Origin of the sequence: Oceanisphaera avium (genome assembly GCF_002157875.1) — a bacterium.
Taxonomy (GTDB): Bacteria; Pseudomonadota; Gammaproteobacteria; order Enterobacterales; family Aeromonadaceae; genus Oceanimonas; species Oceanimonas avium.
The window spans coordinates 1,833,920-1,852,649 of sequence record NZ_CP021376.1; the positions used below are offsets into that span (position 1 = coordinate 1,833,920).

Annotated in this window: 17 protein-coding genes; 8 read left to right on the top strand and 9 right to left on the bottom strand. The window is 45.3% G+C overall.

Annotated features, from left to right (window positions below; genetic code table 11):
• Positions 1–187: 187 nt before the first annotated feature.
• Positions 188–601, bottom strand: a complete 414-nt coding sequence (locus CBP12_RS08465; RefSeq protein WP_086964044.1) for a hypothetical protein — start codon at positions 599–601, stop codon at positions 188–190.
• Between the two features lie 215 nt (positions 602–816).
• Here CBP12_RS08465 and CBP12_RS08470 point away from each other — a divergent pair, with 215 nt between their 5' ends.
• On the top strand, positions 817–1,485 hold the full coding sequence (locus CBP12_RS08470; RefSeq protein ID WP_232455043.1) for an NADPH-dependent FMN reductase: 669 nt from the start codon (positions 817–819) through the stop codon (positions 1,483–1,485).
• 1 nt (position 1,486) lies between these two features.
• On the opposite strand, the gene CBP12_RS08475 is transcribed toward CBP12_RS08470, so the two are convergent.
• From CBP12_RS08475 to CBP12_RS08485, 3 genes are read right to left on the bottom strand one after another with little or no spacing between them, the layout of a single operon-like run.
• Positions 1,487–2,170 carry a lysophospholipid acyltransferase family protein gene (locus tag CBP12_RS08475; protein ID WP_086964045.1) on the bottom strand — a complete coding sequence of 228 codons (684 nt, stop codon included), beginning with the start codon at positions 2,168–2,170 and terminating at the stop codon, positions 1,487–1,489.
• 10 nt (positions 2,171–2,180) lie between these two features.
• Positions 2,181–3,113 (bottom strand): phosphatidate cytidylyltransferase, encoded by a 933-nt coding sequence (locus CBP12_RS08480; protein WP_086964046.1) that lies wholly within the window; start codon positions 3,111–3,113, stop codon positions 2,181–2,183.
• A gap of 56 nt (positions 3,114–3,169) precedes the next feature.
• Positions 3,170–3,784: a CDP-alcohol phosphatidyltransferase family protein gene (locus tag CBP12_RS08485; protein ID WP_086964047.1), complete on the bottom strand. Its 615-nt coding sequence runs from the start codon at positions 3,782–3,784 to the stop codon at positions 3,170–3,172.
• A gap of 212 nt (positions 3,785–3,996) precedes the next feature.
• Here CBP12_RS08485 and CBP12_RS08490 point away from each other — a divergent pair, with 212 nt between their 5' ends.
• On the top strand, positions 3,997–5,319 hold the full coding sequence (locus CBP12_RS08490) for an ABC1 kinase family protein (protein ID WP_086964048.1): 1,323 nt from the start codon (positions 3,997–3,999) through the stop codon (positions 5,317–5,319).
• Positions 5,320–5,415: 96 nt separating this feature from the next.
• Here the strand turns inward: CBP12_RS08490 and CBP12_RS08495 are convergent, their stop codons facing one another.
• The gene (locus CBP12_RS08495) at positions 5,416–7,329 is read right to left on the bottom strand and encodes a methyl-accepting chemotaxis protein (protein WP_086964049.1); all 1,914 of its coding nucleotides are present in this window, start codon (positions 7,327–7,329) and stop codon (positions 5,416–5,418) included.
• A 181-nt stretch (positions 7,330–7,510) separates the two neighbouring features.
• Positions 7,511–8,359 carry a DUF2797 domain-containing protein gene (locus CBP12_RS08500; RefSeq protein ID WP_086964050.1) on the bottom strand — a complete coding sequence of 283 codons (849 nt, stop codon included), beginning with the start codon at positions 8,357–8,359 and terminating at the stop codon, positions 7,511–7,513.
• A gap of 162 nt (positions 8,360–8,521) precedes the next feature.
• On the opposite strand from CBP12_RS08500, the gene CBP12_RS08505 reads away from it, so the two are divergent.
• Complete coding sequence (locus tag CBP12_RS08505; RefSeq protein ID WP_086964051.1) at positions 8,522–10,192, top strand: methyl-accepting chemotaxis protein; 1,671 nt, start codon at positions 8,522–8,524, stop codon at positions 10,190–10,192.
• Positions 10,193–10,353: 161 nt separating this feature from the next.
• A complete protein-coding gene (locus CBP12_RS08510) occupies positions 10,354–11,490 on the top strand; it encodes an AI-2E family transporter (RefSeq protein WP_086964052.1) in 1,137 nt (378 codons plus the stop codon).
• Positions 11,491–11,626: 136 nt separating this feature from the next.
• On the opposite strand, the gene CBP12_RS08515 is transcribed toward CBP12_RS08510, so the two are convergent.
• The 3 genes from CBP12_RS08515 to puuE form a co-directional block, all read right to left on the bottom strand.
• Positions 11,627–12,136 carry an ureidoglycolate lyase gene (locus CBP12_RS08515; protein ID WP_086964053.1) on the bottom strand — a complete coding sequence of 170 codons (510 nt, stop codon included), beginning with the start codon at positions 12,134–12,136 and terminating at the stop codon, positions 11,627–11,629.
• Between the two features lie 106 nt (positions 12,137–12,242).
• Positions 12,243–12,758 (bottom strand): 2-oxo-4-hydroxy-4-carboxy-5-ureidoimidazoline decarboxylase, encoded by a 516-nt coding sequence (gene uraD / locus CBP12_RS08520; RefSeq protein WP_086964054.1) that lies wholly within the window; start codon positions 12,756–12,758, stop codon positions 12,243–12,245.
• On the bottom strand, positions 12,758–13,678 hold the full coding sequence (gene puuE, locus CBP12_RS08525) for an allantoinase PuuE (protein ID WP_086964055.1): 921 nt from the start codon (positions 13,676–13,678) through the stop codon (positions 12,758–12,760). The genes uraD and puuE overlap by 1 nt, the downstream gene beginning before the upstream one ends.
• A 361-nt stretch (positions 13,679–14,039) precedes the next feature.
• On the opposite strand from puuE, the gene uraH reads away from it, so the two are divergent.
• The 4 genes from uraH (at position 14,040) to glf (ending at position 18,559) form a co-directional block, all read left to right on the top strand.
• Positions 14,040–14,396: a hydroxyisourate hydrolase gene (gene uraH, locus CBP12_RS08530; RefSeq protein ID WP_086964056.1), complete on the top strand. Its 357-nt coding sequence runs from the start codon at positions 14,040–14,042 to the stop codon at positions 14,394–14,396.
• A gap of 92 nt (positions 14,397–14,488) precedes the next feature.
• Positions 14,489–15,844, top strand: coding sequence for an NCS2 family permease (locus CBP12_RS08535; protein WP_086964057.1), 1,356 nt, complete (start codon positions 14,489–14,491; stop codon positions 15,842–15,844).
• A 436-nt stretch (positions 15,845–16,280) separates the two neighbouring features.
• Entirely contained in the window at positions 16,281–17,417 is a 1,137-nt protein-coding gene (locus CBP12_RS08540) for a glycosyltransferase (protein WP_086964058.1), read from the top strand.
• A complete protein-coding gene (gene glf, locus CBP12_RS08545; RefSeq protein ID WP_086964059.1) occupies positions 17,414–18,559 on the top strand; it encodes a UDP-galactopyranose mutase in 1,146 nt (381 codons plus the stop codon). The genes CBP12_RS08540 and glf overlap by 4 nt, the downstream gene beginning before the upstream one ends.
• Positions 18,560–18,730 lie beyond the last annotated feature (171 nt).

Below are 18,730 nucleotides of genomic sequence, written 5' to 3' on the forward strand. Positions count from 1 at the left end.
GGAGTGCTCCACTGGCGGCTTTTTAGTAGCAACAGCCTGAGCGTAATAAGAGCGGCTACTTAGCTTATTAATAGCAGTTTGGATAAGAGCAATTTTTTAAGTCATTGTTCTAAAAATATTTAGCCAAAACAAAGGTCTACTCACCGTCATACCGATACTGAGTCCAGTTCAGTATGCTCTCACCTCGTTAGCGAGTAGCTAGTTGACGCATGCGGCTGTCGAAGCGATCCACACCATCGGTGCCATTAATGGCTAAATTAAGGCGCACACTGGCGATATTTTGGTGCGCGCTGTGAGCGTGAGTCGCGCTGATTTGACGCATTTTTGCATCGAAGCGATCTACGCCATCGGTACCTTGGCTGTCCACATTAAGAAAGATATCTGCAGGTACACAGTCAGCAATCGTGCTGCCGGCACGTTTTGCTTGGTGCTGGGCCATCTTGGCATCAAAGCGGCTTGCGCCATCTGTGCCTTGATTAAGGACGCTAAAACAAGCGCCGCTACTTACCAGCGAGCTGCTAGTAGCCGTGTTAGCAACAGCGGCTTGAGTAGACAGTAAGCTGGTGGCGGCAATAATAAGCAGTGCAGAAGTTTTTAACATGATGTGTATCCTAGGTGACCGGCCCGTCCGGTTGTTAGACACAGCATACGCTGCCTATACTGACCACAGGCTGACGGCTAAATGACATTCTTGTCATAAATAAAAAGCCATAAACAGGGCATTTTTGTTTTAGCTATTATTTAGAACTGGTATTTATTTAGATTAGGATTAGTGGATTATTAATTAGAAGAGATAAGTAACATAAGGAATCTATTATGGCATTGAATTTATTAATTTTTTTAGGTTCGGTGCGCACGAGTGGACCGCCATTTCCGGCGCGATTAGGTGAGCGCGTCGCGTTATACAGTGCTCAACAATTAACAGCCGCAGGCCATAAGGTAACGGTTATTGATCCGCTAGATTACCCTCTAGGTGAACAGTTTAAGCCCCACTTTGCTTACTCAGCAGATAAGGCGCCGCCCGCATTACAACAACTTAGTGAGCGGATTAAAAACGCCGATGGCTATGTCATGGTCAGTCCTGAATATAATCACAGCATGAGCCCCGCCTTAGCGCATTTGCTAAACCATTTTGGCAGCTCACTGTTTTCTTATAAACCCTGCGCTATTGTTACCTATTCTGCAGGACAATGGGGTGGCGTACGGGCGGCAGTGAATATGCGCAGCTTCTTATCAGAGTTAGGTTGCTTACCGGTCTCGGCCATGATCCATGTTCCGCACGCACAACTTATATTAAACGCCAATGGCGCTTATCTTGAAGGGGTTAACGAGGAGCAATGGCAGAGCTATTTTGCACGAACGTTTAGTCAACTAACTTGGTGGGCGAATGCCACTAAAGAATATGCACGGCGCTCAGACGGCCAGTCTAAACCCAGCGCTTTTACGAGCCATCCTGCACAGCGCAATGCGCCTAGCCAAGATTAAGTTAGTCACTGTGGCCCGTCATTCGCAAGCTCAATAAGGCACTATAGCGCTGGCGTAACTCAGCAAGATACGCAGTCACATCGTCATTAAACGCCAGTGCCTCGCCCACAATAACATCACAGTTAAATGGCACTAATAGCGCTTCACCTTTAGGCAAGGCTTTATCTAAACCATGTAAAATAATAGGGAACACTTGAGTGGTTGGGCAGTGTTGCGTTAAATAATAAATACCGCGCTTTAATTTAAACTCCCGCTGTTGCGTTAATGAGCGGGTGCCTTCAGGAAAGAACACAATAATTTGCTGATCAGCCAAGGCCTGATAGCAACCCGCCAGTAATTGCTCCCGAGGCAGCTTACCGTCACGAGCAATGGGGATAATATCGAGGCAATGGATAGAAAACCACGCTATCCACTTATTCTTCATAAAGTAATCCGCCGCTGCCACTGGGCGCACCCGATGTAATTGCGATAGCGGATATAGGCTCATGAGTACCAAGGTATCTAAATGGCTGCTGTGATTGGCCGCTAGAATCGCTGGTCCCTTACTAGGCAGCGCTTGGCGATTAATGACATTTAGACCCAGCGCCACCAAAACGGTTGGTTTAACAACAAATAAGAAAAAAGCCATTTTCAGCCACTTTTGCTGAGCAAGGTGGCGTAATCGCTTTTTAAACGGATAAGTCATGGCGTCTTCCTTAGCCGACAATGTCTTGGGTGATGTAGTAAAAATAATGGAAAAACAGCGGTGTGCTATACATTAAGCTGTCCATCCTATCGAGCAAACCTCCATGCCCCGGAATTAAGGTTCCCGTGTCCTTAATACCAAGATCCCTTTTAATAGAAGACAGCACTACATCGCCAATAAAGCCCATAACAGCAATTAAAAATCCCGCAACTAAGCCTTGTTGCCAGCTTAAAATTGTTAGCCAAGGCGCCATTAGCATAGCCAGCACACTGGTGGTGAACACGCCACCAATAAAACCTTGCCACGTTTTATTAGGGCTCACTTTTGGAATAATTTTATGTTTGCCAAACTGCTTACCAAACACATACTGGCTGACATCATTACTTTGAGTAATAAATAACAAGAACAGCACTAAGCCAATAAAGCCTGCTTGTTCATGAAACCGGCCAAGATTCACTAAATATGCAATATGACTTAAAGTAAATACCGCCAGCATTAAGCTCCACTGTATAGTGGCATTCGCCTTAATATAGCCTTTAGTTTCACCGATTAAGGTGGCGCGCATTGGCAAAAATAAGAACATATAAACGGGGATAAAAATGATAAACATGCCATACCACTGGATATAGGCAAAATAGTACTGCACCGGGATAGCGAGATAAGCCCAAAATACTAAGCGGCGATCCACTACTCGCAAGGGAGCAATGGAATAAAATTCTTTTAGCGCTAAGAAACTAATAAAGCCAAAAAAGACAGTGGTCGCCAGTTGTCCCATATACAGCGCCGCTAACACTAAGCCTATCATCCACCACCAAGATTGAGTGCGTAGTATGAGCTCTTGGTAATCTCGCTCTGGATATTTATATTTTTTATAAAGCGCAATCGCGGTGGCCAGCACTAACGCCAAGATCAAAAACAACGTCATGTAAGTAGAATGCGGCATGGGTATCTCAGCTTTTTATAAAGAGAAAGAAACAACTTACTACTAACGAAACGCTATTAAATTAAGCCCTTCGCTTCTTGCAAGCCTTTGCGCACTCGGTGGTAGAGGGTGTACGCCAACAAGGCCAATACCAGCCACAATGCCACCGCTATCCAGCGGCTATCAAACACATTAATAGCCACCAATAACCCTAATAAACCAAACACAAAGGCGCGGTCGCTTTTACCCATAGGGCCGTCGTAGCGACGTGAGGCTCCCACCATCAAGCCCAGCACACCAGCGTATTCTACTAAAACAGCCATGAGCACTACCCCTATTACCAATAAAGGGGGGACAGCGGCGACTAAAGCAAAAGGCAAGTATAAGGCACTGTCTGCTACTAGATCGCATAACTCGTTTAAATAAGCCCCCAATCTTGACTGTTGGCCATATTCGCGCGCCAGCATGCCATCAATCGCATTAAGCGCCATGCGCAGCAACATCCAGATAGGGATTAATAGGAATACCCAAGGGTGATGTACCTGCCAAGCTACCACTAAGGCGATCAGCACAGAGAGCCCGGCGGCGGCCAGCGTTACCTGATTAGCCGTGACACCCCGCTGCGCTAAGCGCAACACTGCGGGGCGCAATAGGTTTTGAAAACGCGGTTTAAGGGAATAAATAGAAATCATGACAATCCTTAGTCTGATTAGGTATTAGCACAGTCATCGCACGCAATGATTCAATAACACAGCGTAAGCGTCTAGGTAGATTGCTATTAAATTTGATATGAATACAAAAAGCCACTGCCAAGGTCTACTTAACAGTCATTAATTCAGCGTATCTTGGCACTGGCAATCTTGCTGAAGCGTTAAAAAATCACTTCAATGATCAAGGAGTCTGCATGGCGGTTGCTGACAATAAAGGCTCACCCATTCCAAAGGGACGCCTAAGGCGGATGGCCAGTTTAGCCTCTCTAGCCGCGCGCGTGAGTGGGGGCATGCTTGGCGAGGGGGCGCGCCAATGGGCACGAGGCAAACGCCCCAGCACCAAAGACTTATTATTAACGCCCGCCAATGCCAGTCGTATTACTGAGCAATTAGCGCAGTTGCGCGGTGCAGCAATGAAGGTGGGCCAGCTCTTATCCATGGATGCAGGCGACTTATTACCCCCAGAGCTAACGCTAATTTTGTCACGTTTACAATCTAATGGCACGCCCATGCCTGCTCGCCAGTTAAGCCAAGTATTAGCTAAAGAATTAGGTGAAAACTGGCAGCACCACTTTGCCCAATTTAGTTTTAAGCCGATGGCGGCCGCCTCTATTGGTCAGGTACATCTGGCTCATGCAGATGATGGTCGAAAATTGGCCATTAAGGTGCAATACCCCGGCGTTAGCGCCAGCATCGACAGCGACGTCGATAATGTGCTGACACTCCTTAAAATGAGCCGTTTATTACCCGAGCAGCTGGATTATTCAGAATTATTAAATGAAGCTAAGCGCCAATTACACGCCGAAGCCGATTATATATTAGAAGCCCAACAGCTGGCCAAATTTGCCAGCTTGTTAGCCGATGAACCGCAATTTGTATTACCCCGTGTTGATAGCCAATTAAGTAGCTCTCGCTTGTTGACTATGACTTATATGGAGGGCGTGGCATTGAGTGAGTTGCAACAGCAACCCCAAAGAGTGCGTAACTCAGTTATTAGCCAGTTGTTTAGATTATTGTTTAAAGAGTTGTTTGAATTTCGGTTAGTGCAAACCGATCCTAATTTTGCTAACTACTTATATCAACCCGAGTCGCAACGCTTAGTGTTATTAGACTTTGGCGCTACCCGCACCTCCCCCAGCACCATTAGTGAAGGTTATCGTCAGCTATTAACTGCAGGACTAAATAATGACGAGGCAACCATGGAGCAAGCACTTAGTCAGATTGGCTTTTTTAGCCAAGATATTAAGGCCAGCCAGCGCCAAGCGGTGGTAGCTATGGTGCAATTAGCCTGCGAACCGGTGCGTTGTCCCGATGTTTATGACTTTGCGAACAGCACCTTAGCCATACAAGTTCGCGACGCCGGCTCTAAACTCAGCCTAGAGCAAGGTTATTGGCACACCCCTCCCGCCGATGCACTATTTCTACATCGCAAAATCGGTGGTCTCTATCTATTAGCCGCTAAGCTTAACGCCCAAGTCAATGTGCAGCAGTTATTACGGCCTTACTTAATCATATAAAAAAGCCCCTATATTGGAATCTCCAACATAGGGGCTTTTTAGCGCCTTAGTTGTTACTTAGTCACAACTCGGCTGGAGCACGGCGAGGCATTTTACTTAAATTATCTTAAAACGCCCTACTAAGGTTTGTAGTTGGCTGGCTAAGCGCGCTAATTCTTGGCTAGCTTGCGCCGTTTGGCCTACCGACTGCTCACTTTGCTCGGCAATATCACTAATGGTATTAATGCTGCGATTAACATCTTCCGCCACATGAGACTGCTCTTCTACTGCAGCTGCCACTTGAGTATTCATATCGTGAATCGCATCTACTGAGACTTTAATGTCGCCCAAGCGATCCGCCGTGGTATTGGCTTCAGTCACTGCCGAGTCAGTTTTAAGGCGATTGCGCTCCATGGCTAGAACCACATTTTGGGTACTGCCTTGAATACTTTGCACAATTTTTTCTATCTCGCCGGTAGATTGCTGAGTACGCTGGGCTAAGCTTCGTACTTCATCGGCCACCACTGCAAAGCCCCGCCCCTGCTCACCGGCGCGTGCCGCTTCTATAGCCGCATTTAAAGCAAGCAAGTTCGTTTGATCGGCTATATCGCCGATCACTTCTAATACTTGGCCAATGTCATTACTTTGCTGCTCTAACTGTTGAATAGTCTGAGCGGCGGCCAACACTTCTTGGGCTAACTCGTCAATGGTGGTGACGTTACGTGTGACGGCGGCGCGCCCTTGGTCAGTGGTGGCCGTGGTATCTTCGGCTCTACTCGCCGCTTGGTTAGTATTAGCGGCTATCTCTTGAATAGACACTGTCATCTGGTGCATGGCGGTAGCCACTTGGCTAGTGTGATCACGCTGTGCAAGTGCGCCCTCTTTACTTTCACTCGCAATATGTGATAGCTCTTCAGTAGAGGTAGCCATTTGGTTAGTGGCATCGGAAACTTGGCGAATTAAGTCTTGAATTTTATCGACAAACACATTGTATACTGCAGCTAATTGGCTTAATTCATCATTACCAGCTTCATTAAGGCGCTGGGTTAGATCGCCCTCACCTTCGGCAATATCTTGTAAATTAGCCACAGTTTCGCGCAAAGGTCGCACAATACTTTGTGCTAATAAATAAGCCACCACTAATGCCACTGCAATGGCGATCACCGCCATAAGCGCCACAAATAGCTGAGTTTGCGCCAAACTGGCCGCATAAAAGCTGCGATCGGCAGCAATTTCTACTACTGCGATAGGCTGGCCGGAAAAGTCATCTATTTTATGGCTCAACACCGCATAGGCTGTTTGGCTATCCTGATGGCGACTCAACACGGCTTCGCCTTGCCAAGCACGTTGAATATCCTGTGTATTTACTAAGCTTTGGCCATTAATAGTCGAGGCTAGTGTTTCTACTCGCTGATTATTCAAGACATGAATAGCCATCTTAATACCAAACTCTTTACTAAAACGCTCAGTAAACTCTTGCGCTAAATTAAGACCAAACTCCACCGAGCCTAGATGTTGGCCGTGGCGAATAATAGGCGATAACCCGCGAATACCAATGCCCGCTACGCCGCCATCTAAGCCTCGCACCGGTACTTTTGTACGATTCGTTTCTACTATAGTGGGGCGCAGTGGCGTTAAATCGTCGCCAAATTGCGCGAGTTTGTGTAACCGTAAAAAAGAAGTAGCAGGGGCGGTATGAAACTGAAACTGCGCCACCCCATAATCTTGCTTTAGCTTATCAAAAACTCCCTTAAACTCACTGACTAAGCCCTCACGGTTGCGCTCATCAAAGAGGCTTTGCACCTGTGGCTGATTAGCCACCAATACACTCATGGCTTCGGCAAATAACGACTGCGTCTCTATTTGCGCTTCAATTGAAATAAAGAGATTTTGCAGCTCGCGCTTTTCAGCTTGGGCAATTAATCGATTCGCATTAGCTAAATAAAATAGTGCCATCACTAACACCGTTATCGCCACTAACGAGCCAAAGCCAAGGCCAAGGCGAGTTCCTATTTTAAGGTTTCTAAGCACCTGAACATCCTTCATGCGGGTAGATAGGTATTGCAGATATACGTTAGCGGCCAGCAGCTAATAAACTTAAGGCATTGTTAAGTTTATTAGCGCATTTTATAAAAGTAGGCTGAGCAGCCACAGAGAAAAGAGATCTCACTTTTTTATCTTACGCAGTGAGAGTCAGCATAGTATTTAGTGGTTAATTAAAGGCCACCTCATAGCCGCTAAATTTTCGAAGATTAATCACGCCGGTGTCGAGCATTAAATACTGGCCTTTAATGCCCAGTAACACACCTGTTACTTGGGGGTTTTTATCAAAATTATGACTGACAATTTTTGTCGGGTACTCTATGACCGGATAGGTCAGTGAGACCACTGTTTCATTTAAGAGAGTGACGGCTTGGGCACCATGATTAAGTTGCAGTTCATCGATTTTCGGTTGAATGGCAGTGATTAAGCGCGCCGCTTCGGCTGTTAAGTCAATATCCGCTTCGCCCCCTTTGAGCATAGTGCGCCAGTTAGTTTTATCGGCTACCAGTTTGGCTAACTCTACTTCCAGCAACCCCGATAATTGGCGCGTAGCCACGTGCACCAGCGGCAGTGCTTGAGTCGCGCCTTGATCTATCCAACGAGTGGGCACTTGGGTTTGGCGGGTAATGCCTACTTTTAGACCAGAGGTATTAGCCAAATAAACGATATGGCCCACCATACAATGTTGTTCACCCCACTGTGGCTCACGGCAAGTGCCGGCAAAGTAATGACAAGTCTCTGGTTTTAAAATGCACATATCACAGCGCGCCAGCGTTTTCATACAAGGAAAACAATGGCCTTGGGCATAACTTTTATTGGTTTTTCGCCCGCAGGCGCTACAAAAAATTTGCCCTTGGTAGGTTAAGCTAATTTCCTTACCTAAGTGCTCATTAAGGTTAACGCTGTGCTCACCTAATCGCAGTTGATAGCGAATAGGCGTATCCAGCACTGCTTGCATCTTGCTTAAAGTACCGCTTAGCGTAGCGTTGTGGAGAGAGGGGTCATTAATAACCGTCATGTAAGCTCTTACACCAATAAATTTGTGGCCACTTTACCAGCGCCCTAGGCACAAGGCACGCTTAGTGCAAAATGCTGTAGACGTTATCTGATCAATATCAAGGACACGGCCTGTAAAAAGTGATAAAAGATTGTGAACAAAAATTAACATAAGAGTACAGGGATGCACAGATTCTCTATTAAACAAAAAATACTATTACTAGCACTGGTTCCCCTGTTATTACTGGCTGCCGTTAGTACTTGGATTAATGTACAACAATCTCTTCACCTTAATAAGCTCAGTGGCGATAGCCTTTATCGCTCACTCTACGATGCGCGCAAGCAACAATTAGCCAACTATGCCGAGCTTGCGCTAAGTGGCATCGCGCCTTTTATTAATAATAAGGATTATGCCGGTGCTAAACGCCACTTACGTGGCCTGCGCTTTGATGAGGGTAGCGGTTATTTTTTTGTTTATGACCAGCGAGGAGTACAGGTCATGAGCGCCGATAATCCGGCCCGAGAAAATAATAACTACCTCGACTCGACTAGTCCTGATGGGCGCCACTTAGTAAAAGAGTATGTGGCATTAGCACGCCAAGGCGGCGGTTATATTAACTATGACTGGCCAAAGCTCGACACTCAAGTGAATGCCCCTAAGCTTGCTCATATTACGCCTATCCCAAATACAGATTGGCTATTAGGGGTGGGCTTTTATATTGATGACTTACAAGCCACCTTAAGCGAGCTTGAGCAAGAGCTTGCCACCTCAGTACGCCAAGGTCTTATGAGCTCCATTATTTCTGCTGTTATCTTATTTTTACTGATTGGCGGGGTAGCGCTGGTGTTAGTGCGCAGTATTCACTCACCGCTGCGCCAAGCCGTGCTTACGATGCAAGATATTGCCCAAGGAGACGGTGACTTAACACAGCGTCTTAATAGCAATCAAGGCCATGAATTAGGCAGTTTAGCGCAGGCTTTTAATATCTTTGCTAGCCAAATTAGCAGTTTAGTGCAAAGTAGCCGCCACTCGGCTGATGCGCTACACACCGCCAGCAGTCAGCTACAACATTATATGGCCGATACTAAACACGGCATTAGCCAGCAACACCATGAAAGCGATCAACTCGCCGCGGCGATGAACCAAATGGCCGCCACCGCCCAAGAGGTAGCGTCCAGTGCCGCCCAAGCGGCGCAAGCCGCACAACACGCTCAAGAACAAGTCGCCAATGCGCAGCAGTTGTTAACAGGAACAGTCAGCGTGATTGAAGGGTTAGAAAACCAAATTACTCATGGGGTTGATATTATTCAGCGCTTAAGTCAGGAGTCTGAGCAGATCGGCAGCGTATTGGATGTAATACGTGGTATTGCTGAGCAAACGAACTTACTCGCTTTAAATGCCGCCATCGAAGCTGCCCGCGCCGGTGAGCAAGGTCGGGGTTTTGCGGTGGTCGCCGATGAGGTGCGCACTCTTGCAGGGCGCACCCAAGCCAGCACCGATGAAATTAATACTATGATTTCCCGCTTACAACAAGGAGCACAGCAAGCCGTAAACGCCATAGAACAAATCAGTCACAGCAGTAGCCAAACGGTACAAGAAGCCCATCGGATTGATGTGGCATTACAAGATGTGGATGGCGCCGTTAACACCATCAATATGATGAATGAGCAAATTGCTAGCGCCGCTGAGCAACAAACCCAAGTCTCTGAGAGTATTAATCTTAACATGCATCATATTGTATCTATTGCCCAACAAACCGATGAAGGCGCGACGGCCGCCTCTCAAGTTAGCCAGCAAGTAGAAGAGTTTGCTACTCAATTACAGCAACTGGTCAGTCGCTATCGCACCGAATAGTCCAAAGTGCAAGCCACAAGCTTAAGGCGCCTTTATTTGGGCGCCTTAAGCTATCGTTACTTAACCAATAACAGTCAACACAAGACAAGCCTTTAAATCCATGGCTTAATTACCAGTCATTTAGCTTTATCTTTACTGATTATGATATTTAGGGAAGTGTTATGCGAGACGCACTGGAACGGCGCTCTTTTCTTATTCTGTTACTGTTAGTCAGCTTATTATTTGTGCTGTTGCTTAAACCCTTTTGGGGCGCCATTTTTTGGGCCAGCGCCATCAGTATTATTTTTAATCCCATGCAAACTAAGCTGCGCAAGCGCCTAGGTGATAAGCCCAACCGCATAGCGTTACTCACGCTCTTTATTTGTATGGTGATAGTCGTGCTGCCGTTAATGTTAATTGGCACCACCTTTGTCCAAGAAGGGCTGGCGTTGTATCAACGCATTGATAATGGCGATATCAAACCTGCAGAATGGGGGGCGCAACTAAGTGAAGCCTTTCCTATGGTACCTCAGTGGTTTGAGCGAGTGGGCATAGATTTAGGCAGTATTAAAGAAAGCTTAGCCAGTGGCGCCGCCTCTACCGGTAAAGTGATGGCGGAAAAAGCGCTAGGGGCTGGGCAAATTACCTTTAGCTTTATTATTAACGTCGCCATGATGTTGTATTTAGCCTTTTTCTTATTGCGTGATGGACGAAAACTCATTGAGTTAATGATTAAAGCGCTGCCCTTAGGCGATGCTCGAGAGCGCAAGCTCTTTACTAAATTTGCCGAAGTGACCCGAGCCACAGTAAAAGGCAATTTAGTGGTCGCCATCGTCCAAGGCGCACTCGGCGGCCTAATTTTTTGGGCGCTATCGTTACCCAGTCCACTGTTATGGGGGGTGGTCATGGCGTTCTTATCACTGATCCCGGCAGTAGGAGCAGGACTGGTCTGGTTGCCGGTAGCTATTTACTTATATGCGACGGGCGATTGGGGTAAGGCCTCTATTTTAGCCGTCTTTGGCGCCGTCGTTATTGGGATGGCCGATAATGTGCTACGCCCCATCTTAGTAGGTAGAGATACTAAACTACCGGATTACTTAGTGCTGTTTTCTACTTTAGGTGGCATTAGCTTAATGGGCATTAATGGCTTTGTGATTGGCCCCCTAGTGGCGGCCTTATTCTTAGTAATTTGGGATATTTTTATGCGCGAGTTTAACGGCGAAAATCCCCAGCAAATTATGACCCCCGCCGCCGAGACTAACCACAAATACGAACGTATGGTCGCACCACCGGAGCGCCAAGATAAGGATCATTATTGAGTTTCATCTTGATTTTTACCAAGCAGGATTTAAATAGAAGCAGCAAAAATACCGCTTAGGTAAGTAGGAAGGAAAAGCAAAAAAGAGGGGTTAAAAGCCTCTTGCCGAGCGGCAAGAGGGCATTATTTAAGCGAGCTTAGTCCAGTTCAACTGTCATTTTGATGGAGTCATCAAAGAAGAACTCATCGCAGTTATTGCCAGGACCGGTACGGTCAACAACCAAGAACTCGTCGTCATCACGCAACGCCATAATCGGGTGGTGCCAAACGTTTCTGTGGTAGTTAACACCTTGACGGGCGTTAGCACGGAAACAACGTACTGTCTCAGGATCTATGTTCATAGTGCCATCGCCCACTGGCGCCACTACTAACAAAAACTCATGACCAAACAACGGGATGAAAGACTGTGAGCCAAACGGATGGCGCTCCAGCATTTTCACCTGCAGAGGATATTCCAACATTTTGGCGCGGAAAATACTGATGATACCTTTTCCATCTTCATCTAACTGCACTTCACCCACGTTATGGTAGCGCTCGGTAGAACCGTTGTTGATCATGAAGTGATCACGGCCAACAGACTCGATAACATCGCCAAAAGGAGCGAACGCTTCTTTGGTCAACGGCTCTATTTTAAGCGTCTTGATCATTACTGCCTCCAAATATTCATTAAAACGGGGTGCCAGAGTTTATAGACTCTAGTCACCCCGCATCTTTATTACGCACTTAGGCCATTAGGCACAAGGGCGAATAAAATTACATGTCGTTTAAGCGAAACTCAGCAATTTTATTGATTTCGTTTACCGCACGAGCAAATTCGGTGTCGTAGTCGTTATTAATACGCTCTTCGAACGCCGCCAAGATCTGGTGACGGTTTGAACCTTTAACGGCCATGATAAAAGGAAATTGGAATTTTTCCTTATAGGCATTGTTCAATTCGGTGAAACGGGCAAATTCTTCCGCGTTACACTCGCTGATACCAGCACCGGCTTGCTCATTAGTAGAGGCTTCAGTCAACTCACCACGCTGAGCGGCTTTGCCTGCTAAATCTGGGTGAGCATTGATCAGATCAAGCTGTGCTTTTTTATCAGCATTGCTCATTACACCGGCCATGCGGCGATGTAAATTAGCAATAACGTCATCTTCAGCAGTTAAACCTTGATCGAAGGTTTGCTCAGCAACCCAAGGAGAGTGCTCATAGATATCGGCAAAAGCGGCAACAAATTCGTCGCGGCTCATGGTGCTAGGCGTACAGGTAGTAAAACGGCTCATTACTTGCTTCCTTCATAAGGGTGGTGCTCATACCAATGGTTAGCAATATCGATACGACGGGTAAACCACACATGATCGTGGCTGCGCGCATATTTAATAAAGCGCTCCAGACCAGCCATACGACCAGGGCGACCCAATATACGACAATGCATACCAATGGACAGCATCTTGGGTGCATCCGCACCCTCTTCGTATAATACGTCGAAGGCATCTTTCAGATATTGGAAGAATTCTTCGCCATTGTTATAGCCATTGAGGCCAAAACGCATGTCGTTCGTGTCCATAACATACGGGATCACCAAGTGGCCTTTGCCCTTGTTGTCTACCCAGTACGGCAGATCATCACCATAAGAGTCGGAGTCATAAAGAATACCTTCATCTTCCATGACTATCTTGCGGGTATTTGGGCTGTCACGGCCGGTGTACCAACCTTTTGGACGCTCACCACACACGCGCTCAAAAATTTCCATGGCTTTGTGATAGTGCTCGCGCTCTTCTTCTTCGCTCATAAACTGATAAGTGATCCACTTATAAGCATGTGAACAGATTTCGTGTCCTTCAGCCTTAAACGCTTCGGCTATTTCTGGGTAGCGCTCAATGGCAGTGGCTACCGCAAAAATAGTCATCGGAATATTGTAACGTTTGAACAAACGCAGCAAACGCCATACGCCGGCACGGCTACCGTATTCATAAATAGATTCCATGCTCATATGACGAGCATCTTTAAACGCCACGGCAGTCGGCATTTCAGATAAGAAGGCCTCAGACTCGCCATCACCATGCAATACGTTACGCTCGCCGCCTTCTTCGTAGTTTAATACGAAGTTTATGGCGATACGTGCCTTGTTTGGCCACTGGGCATGAGGTGGGTTAGCACCATACCCAACGAGATCGCGGGGATAGTCGGTTTTTTGGCTCATCAGGAAACTCCTTGAAACGCAGGTAAGAGCACCAGCCGAAACAAGAATATGCGAAGGGCTGGCGGATCAGGATAATCGCTATGATTGTATACAATAAAACCAATATATGTAAATGACAGGTTTGGTTTTTGTATCAGATCTAGCAGCTTATCTTGCTTTGGTGCTCTAAAGCAAAGACAATCCTTAATCATCGAGATAAATCTCAGCTCAGCAACTTCTTAAAAATGTGACCGGACGGTCATATTTTTGTTAATGAAATGTAGACACTCAATAATATCTCGATGTAAAATTAGTTCTGTCGTCGCCAAGACGACAGTGCCTTGAATTAATGGAGACGCATAACTGCGCAAGGTAACTGACAATGGGTAGATTAACGACACATATTCTCGACGCTTCTAAAGGTCAGCCAGGTTCAGATATTAAAATTGAACTGTATCGCGTTGAAGAAGGTGAAAAAACCACTTTAATCAACACTGTTTACACTAACAGCGATGGCCGTACCGATGCCCCTGTGCTAGAAGGCGCCGATTATGTGCCAGGTAAATACCAGTTGGTGTTCCACACCGGTACTTACTTACGCAAGCAAGGTGTTGAACTCCTTGAGCCGGCCTTTTTGGATGATGTTGTCATTCGTTTTGGTTTGGCTGCAGGCCAAGAGCACTATCACGTACCTCTGCTGATCTCACCTTATAGCTACTCTACTTACAGAGGCAGCTAACGGGTAATAAGCAGTAGCATCTGTCAATGCTGGGTTCGGCAACGCCTCCGGCATTGACAGTTTGCCGCCACCCTACTTGAGGAAATACGGCTATGGAAAATGCCAATAAAGAAACAATACAGCAAGCAGCAACCTCCTCTCCTCCTACAGGATTTTTAGATAAATTCTTTAAATTACAAGCCCATGGTACTTCGGTAAAAACCGAACTGGTGGCCGGTTTAACTACCTTCCTCACTATGGCCTACATTATTTTTGTTAATCCACAAATTATGTCTTCTACGGGCATGGATCCGGGTGCCGCCTTTGTCGCCACCTGTATCGGTGCCGCTATTGCCACCCTACTTATGGGGTTGTATGCCAACTGGCCGGTAGGTCTTGCCCCAGGCATGGGCCTGAACGCCTTATTTGCTTATACAGTGGTTGGCCAAATGGGTTACAGCTGGGAAGTGGCGCTAGGCGCCGTGTTCTGGTCTGGCGTGATTTTCACTGCCATGAGTTTTTGGAAAATACGAGAATGGGTATTGGATGCCATTCCTGAGTCATTGCGCTTTGCTATGACCGCAGGTGTCGGCCTGTTCTTAGGCATGGTGGGCTTACAAAGTGCGGGAATTATTGTCGCTAACCCTGCCACTATTTTAAGCATGGGCGATTTAACCACCCAAAATGCTTTCTTATCTATCGTCTGTTTCTTAGGGATTGCGGTACTGGCTCACTTGCGAGTCTTTGGTGCCGTATTAATTGGCATGCTAGTGGTGACTTTAATTGGCTTTTTTATGGGCACTGTAGTGTATAACGGCTTTTTCTCTATGCCGCCCAGCCTAGCGCCGACCTTTATGAAACTGGATATCATGGGCGCACTCAATGTCGGCATGATCACCGTTATCTTGGCCTTCTTGTTTGTAAATATGTTTGATACCGCCGGCACCTTAATGGGGGTGGCCGAGCGTGCTAACTTGCGTAATGCAGATGGCACCATCGAAGGCTTAGGCAAGTCCTTAAAAGCCGACAGTGCTTCTTCCGTGATTGGTACTTTTGTCGGTTGCCCACCGGTCACCAGTTACGTTGAAAGCTCGGCAGGTGTGGCTGCCGGTGGACGGACAGGCTTAACTGCCGTGACCATAGCGGTATTATTTGTACTCGCTATGTTTTTACAACCGCTCGCCGCGATGATCCCCACTTACGCCACCGCCGGTGCGCTGTTATACGTGGCCTTTGCCATGACCAGTAGCTTGGCAAGAATTAATTGGGAAGATTATACCGAAATGGCGCCGGCTATGATTACCGCTTTAATGATGCCACTGACCTTCTCTATCGCCAATGGTATTGGCATGGGCTTTGTTAGCTATGCGGTGCTTAAGCTTGCCACTGGCCAAAGGCGTCAGGTATCGATTGGAGTTTATGTTTTGGCCGTGATCTTTATCTTAAAGTTTGCCTTTATGCCCGCCTAACCCTTGTTTTTCTCTATTCAGCCATCGCTAGTCGGTGGCTGAATAGCTAACTAAAAACCATTAAAGCACTTCTTTTACTCTGAATAACGCCCTCTTTTCTCCCTCCTAATTCTTAAGTTAGCGACAGCTTATACCAACCCCTTTTTTTAAAAATAGTAACGTTTACTTTTTATAAGACCTCTGTTTTGCTGCCTTTATTACGCCAACATCTGGCGCATCTTTATTAAAAAATACGTTAAAGTTCAAATGAATCCTTTAAAAACTTCCAAACTTTAATTTCTGTGCTAATACTTTAACTGTTTTATCTAATTACCCTGTTAAATCAGAAATTTAGCAGTAACTAACACAGTTATTACTAAATTAGAACTGCAAAGGAAACTGCAGTTTATTGATGTGAGTCCATTTTAATTAGCCTTTCTATTAAGGAAATAGATGAATGTTGGAAACAGCCATTGCACCGAATAAAACTAGTGTTCTGCACGAGCTTACCGAAGCTCATCCATCATTAGCTTTTTACGATATGATAGTTTTTTGCCATTTAAGGTGGGATTTCGTCTATCAGCGACCACAACATTTAATTAGCAGAATGTCTAAGCACTTTAAAATTTTAATGATAGAAGAGCCGTTAGGTGAGGGTAAGGATGGAGAAAAAAGTGCTAATTTAATTAAAGTTAAGCCTCAGCTCTTTGTTTTACAGCCTAAGGTTAATACCATTGAAGATATCGCTGAGTTATTACCAAAATATATTAGAAATGAACAAATAGAAGTGGGTTGGTGTTATTCACCGTCATTTTATCCATTAGTGAATAAACTCACCTTTAATCATCTTATTTATGACTGTATGGATGAGCTGTCCTTATTTAAAGGTGCGCCTGACGCTCTGATTAAGCAAGAGCAATTATTACTTAAGAAAGCCGATGTTGTCTTTACCGGTGGTAAGTCACTTTATGAGTCTAAAAAGCAATTACATAATAATGTATTTTGCTTTCCAAGTTCAGTTGATGAAGCACACTTTGCTAAGGCAAAAGATATTATCGCTGTGCCACACGATATGAAGCAGATACCTAAACCTATAGTAGGGTATTTTGGTGTCATTGATGAGCGCATTGATTTTGAACTTATGGTAGCCGTCGCCACAGCTATGCCCCATATTTCTTTTGTGATGGTAGGCCCTTTAGCAAAAATTCATGACAGTGATCTTCCAAGACTCCCTAATCTGTATTATTTAGGGATGAAAACTTATGAAGAGCTTCCTACCTATTTAAGCCAGTTTGATATGGCTATGATGCCGTTTGCACTTAATGATGCCACTAAGTTTATCTCACCTACTAAAACGCTGGAATATATGGCGGCAGGTAAGCCCATTATCTCCACCCGCATTAAAGACGTTGAGCGTGACTATCACCACTGCGTCACTCTCATAGACAATGCCGATGACTTTAGTCGCGCGTTAGTGGCGATTGAAGAACAGTTAGAGAGTGAAAATAAAGATTACCATGAGGTGCTTAGTCGCACTTCTTGGGATAACACGGCAACGAATATGTACGACATCATTAAAGAGCGCACGTTATGAAACAGATTGATATCTTAATTGTAGGTGCTGGCATTTCTGGCGCAGTATTAGCGGAGCGCTATGCTGCTATAGGTAAAAAAGTCTTAATTATAGAGAAAAGAGATCATATAGCTGGCAATTGCTATGACTACCTTGATGCAAACGGTATTCTTGTTTCTAAATACGGCGCTCATCTGTTTCATACTGATGATGAGCAAGTATGGGAATATGTGAATCAGTTTAATGACTGGTATCCTTGGGAGCATAAAGTTATTGCCCGAGTCGATGATAAAAGTGTGCCCATTCCGGTCAATATCACTACCGTAAATACCTTATTTAATGAAAAAATCGAGAACGAAGACCAAATGCAGCGTTGGCTTGATAGCAATCGTATTGCGATTGAACAGCCAAGCAACGGTGAAGAAGCGGTATTAAGTAAAGTAGGGCCCGTGCTTTATGATAAAATGTTCAAACACTATACTAAAAAACAGTGGGATAAATATCCTAGTGAATTAGATGCCGCAGTTCTTAATCGTATTCCGGTGCGCACTAATTATGATGACCGCTATTTTTCTGATAAATACCAAGCTCTTCCTCAAGGCGGTTATACCAAAATATTTGAGAATATGCTGGACCACCCTAATATAGAAGTATTACTTAATACCGATTATTTTGAGGTAAAAGATCAATATACAGGTTATGAAAAGCTTTTTTATACCGGCCCGGTCGATAGGTTTTTTGACTTTAAACACTCGCTATCAGAAAAACTCGAATACCGCTCCATTAACTTTGTAAGCGAAACCATAGACCAAGCTTTTTTCCAAGAAAACTCTGTCGTTAACTATCCAGGTCAAGAAGTGGCATTCACCAGAATTGTTGAATATAAACACTTTGGTAATCAAGTAACAGATAAAACTACCATTGTTAAAGAGTTTACCGTTGATGAAGGTGAACCCTACTATCCTGTCCCCAATGCTAAAAACCAAGCAATATATGAGCGCTATCAACGGGAAGCAGAGCAGTTAAAAGATATTTATTTTGTTGGTAGGTTAGCCAACTATAAATACTTTAATATGGATCAAGCCTTTAAAAACGCCTTAGACTTATTTTACTCCCTAGAAACTCCCATCCAGGCGGTTGAACCTAGGTTAGCAAGCGTATGAGCCCTTTTAAAAGTTACTTTATGGGGGCTTTGAGTGTGCCGATCATATTAATCGCCATGGAGTTAGAGTTAATCTATTAAAAGAGACACAACACGATACGCGAGTAGAAGAAGACTATCGTCTACTCCATGAACTAGGTATTCATACGGTCAGAGAGGGGATTTGTTGGAG

Bases quoted from the DNA above. Each gene is read 5' to 3' on its own strand.
- CBP12_RS08500 (WP_086964050.1), bottom strand. From the start codon at position 8,359: ATGACGGTTATTAATGACCCCTCTCTCCACAACGCTACGCTAAGCGGT.
- CBP12_RS08465 (WP_086964044.1), bottom strand. From the start codon at position 601: ATGTTAAAAACTTCTGCACTGCTTATTATTGCCGCCACCAGCTTACTG.
- puuE (WP_086964055.1), bottom strand. From the start codon at position 13,678: ATGAGCCAAAAAACCGACTATCCCCGCGATCTCGTTGGGTATGGTGCT.
- CBP12_RS08515 (WP_086964053.1), bottom strand. From the start codon at position 12,136: ATGATCAAGACGCTTAAAATAGAGCCGTTGACCAAAGAAGCGTTCGCT.
- CBP12_RS08485 (WP_086964047.1), bottom strand. From the start codon at position 3,784: ATGATTTCTATTTATTCCCTTAAACCGCGTTTTCAAAACCTATTGCGC.
- CBP12_RS08480 (WP_086964046.1), bottom strand. From the start codon at position 3,113: ATGCCGCATTCTACTTACATGACGTTGTTTTTGATCTTGGCGTTAGTG.
- CBP12_RS08490 (WP_086964048.1), top strand. From the start codon at position 3,997: ATGGCGGTTGCTGACAATAAAGGCTCACCCATTCCAAAGGGACGCCTA.
- CBP12_RS08470 (WP_232455043.1), top strand. From the start codon at position 817: ATGGCATTGAATTTATTAATTTTTTTAGGTTCGGTGCGCACGAGTGGA.
- CBP12_RS08510 (WP_086964052.1), top strand. From the start codon at position 10,354: ATGCGAGACGCACTGGAACGGCGCTCTTTTCTTATTCTGTTACTGTTA.
- CBP12_RS08540 (WP_086964058.1), top strand. From the start codon at position 16,281: ATGTTGGAAACAGCCATTGCACCGAATAAAACTAGTGTTCTGCACGAG.
- glf (WP_086964059.1), top strand. From the start codon at position 17,414: ATGAAACAGATTGATATCTTAATTGTAGGTGCTGGCATTTCTGGCGCA.
- CBP12_RS08475 (WP_086964045.1), bottom strand. From the start codon at position 2,170: ATGACTTATCCGTTTAAAAAGCGATTACGCCACCTTGCTCAGCAAAAG.
- CBP12_RS08535 (WP_086964057.1), top strand. From the start codon at position 14,489: ATGGAAAATGCCAATAAAGAAACAATACAGCAAGCAGCAACCTCCTCT.
- uraD (WP_086964054.1), bottom strand. From the start codon at position 12,758: ATGAGCCGTTTTACTACCTGTACGCCTAGCACCATGAGCCGCGACGAA.
- uraH (WP_086964056.1), top strand. From the start codon at position 14,040: ATGGGTAGATTAACGACACATATTCTCGACGCTTCTAAAGGTCAGCCA.
- CBP12_RS08505 (WP_086964051.1), top strand. From the start codon at position 8,522: ATGCACAGATTCTCTATTAAACAAAAAATACTATTACTAGCACTGGTT.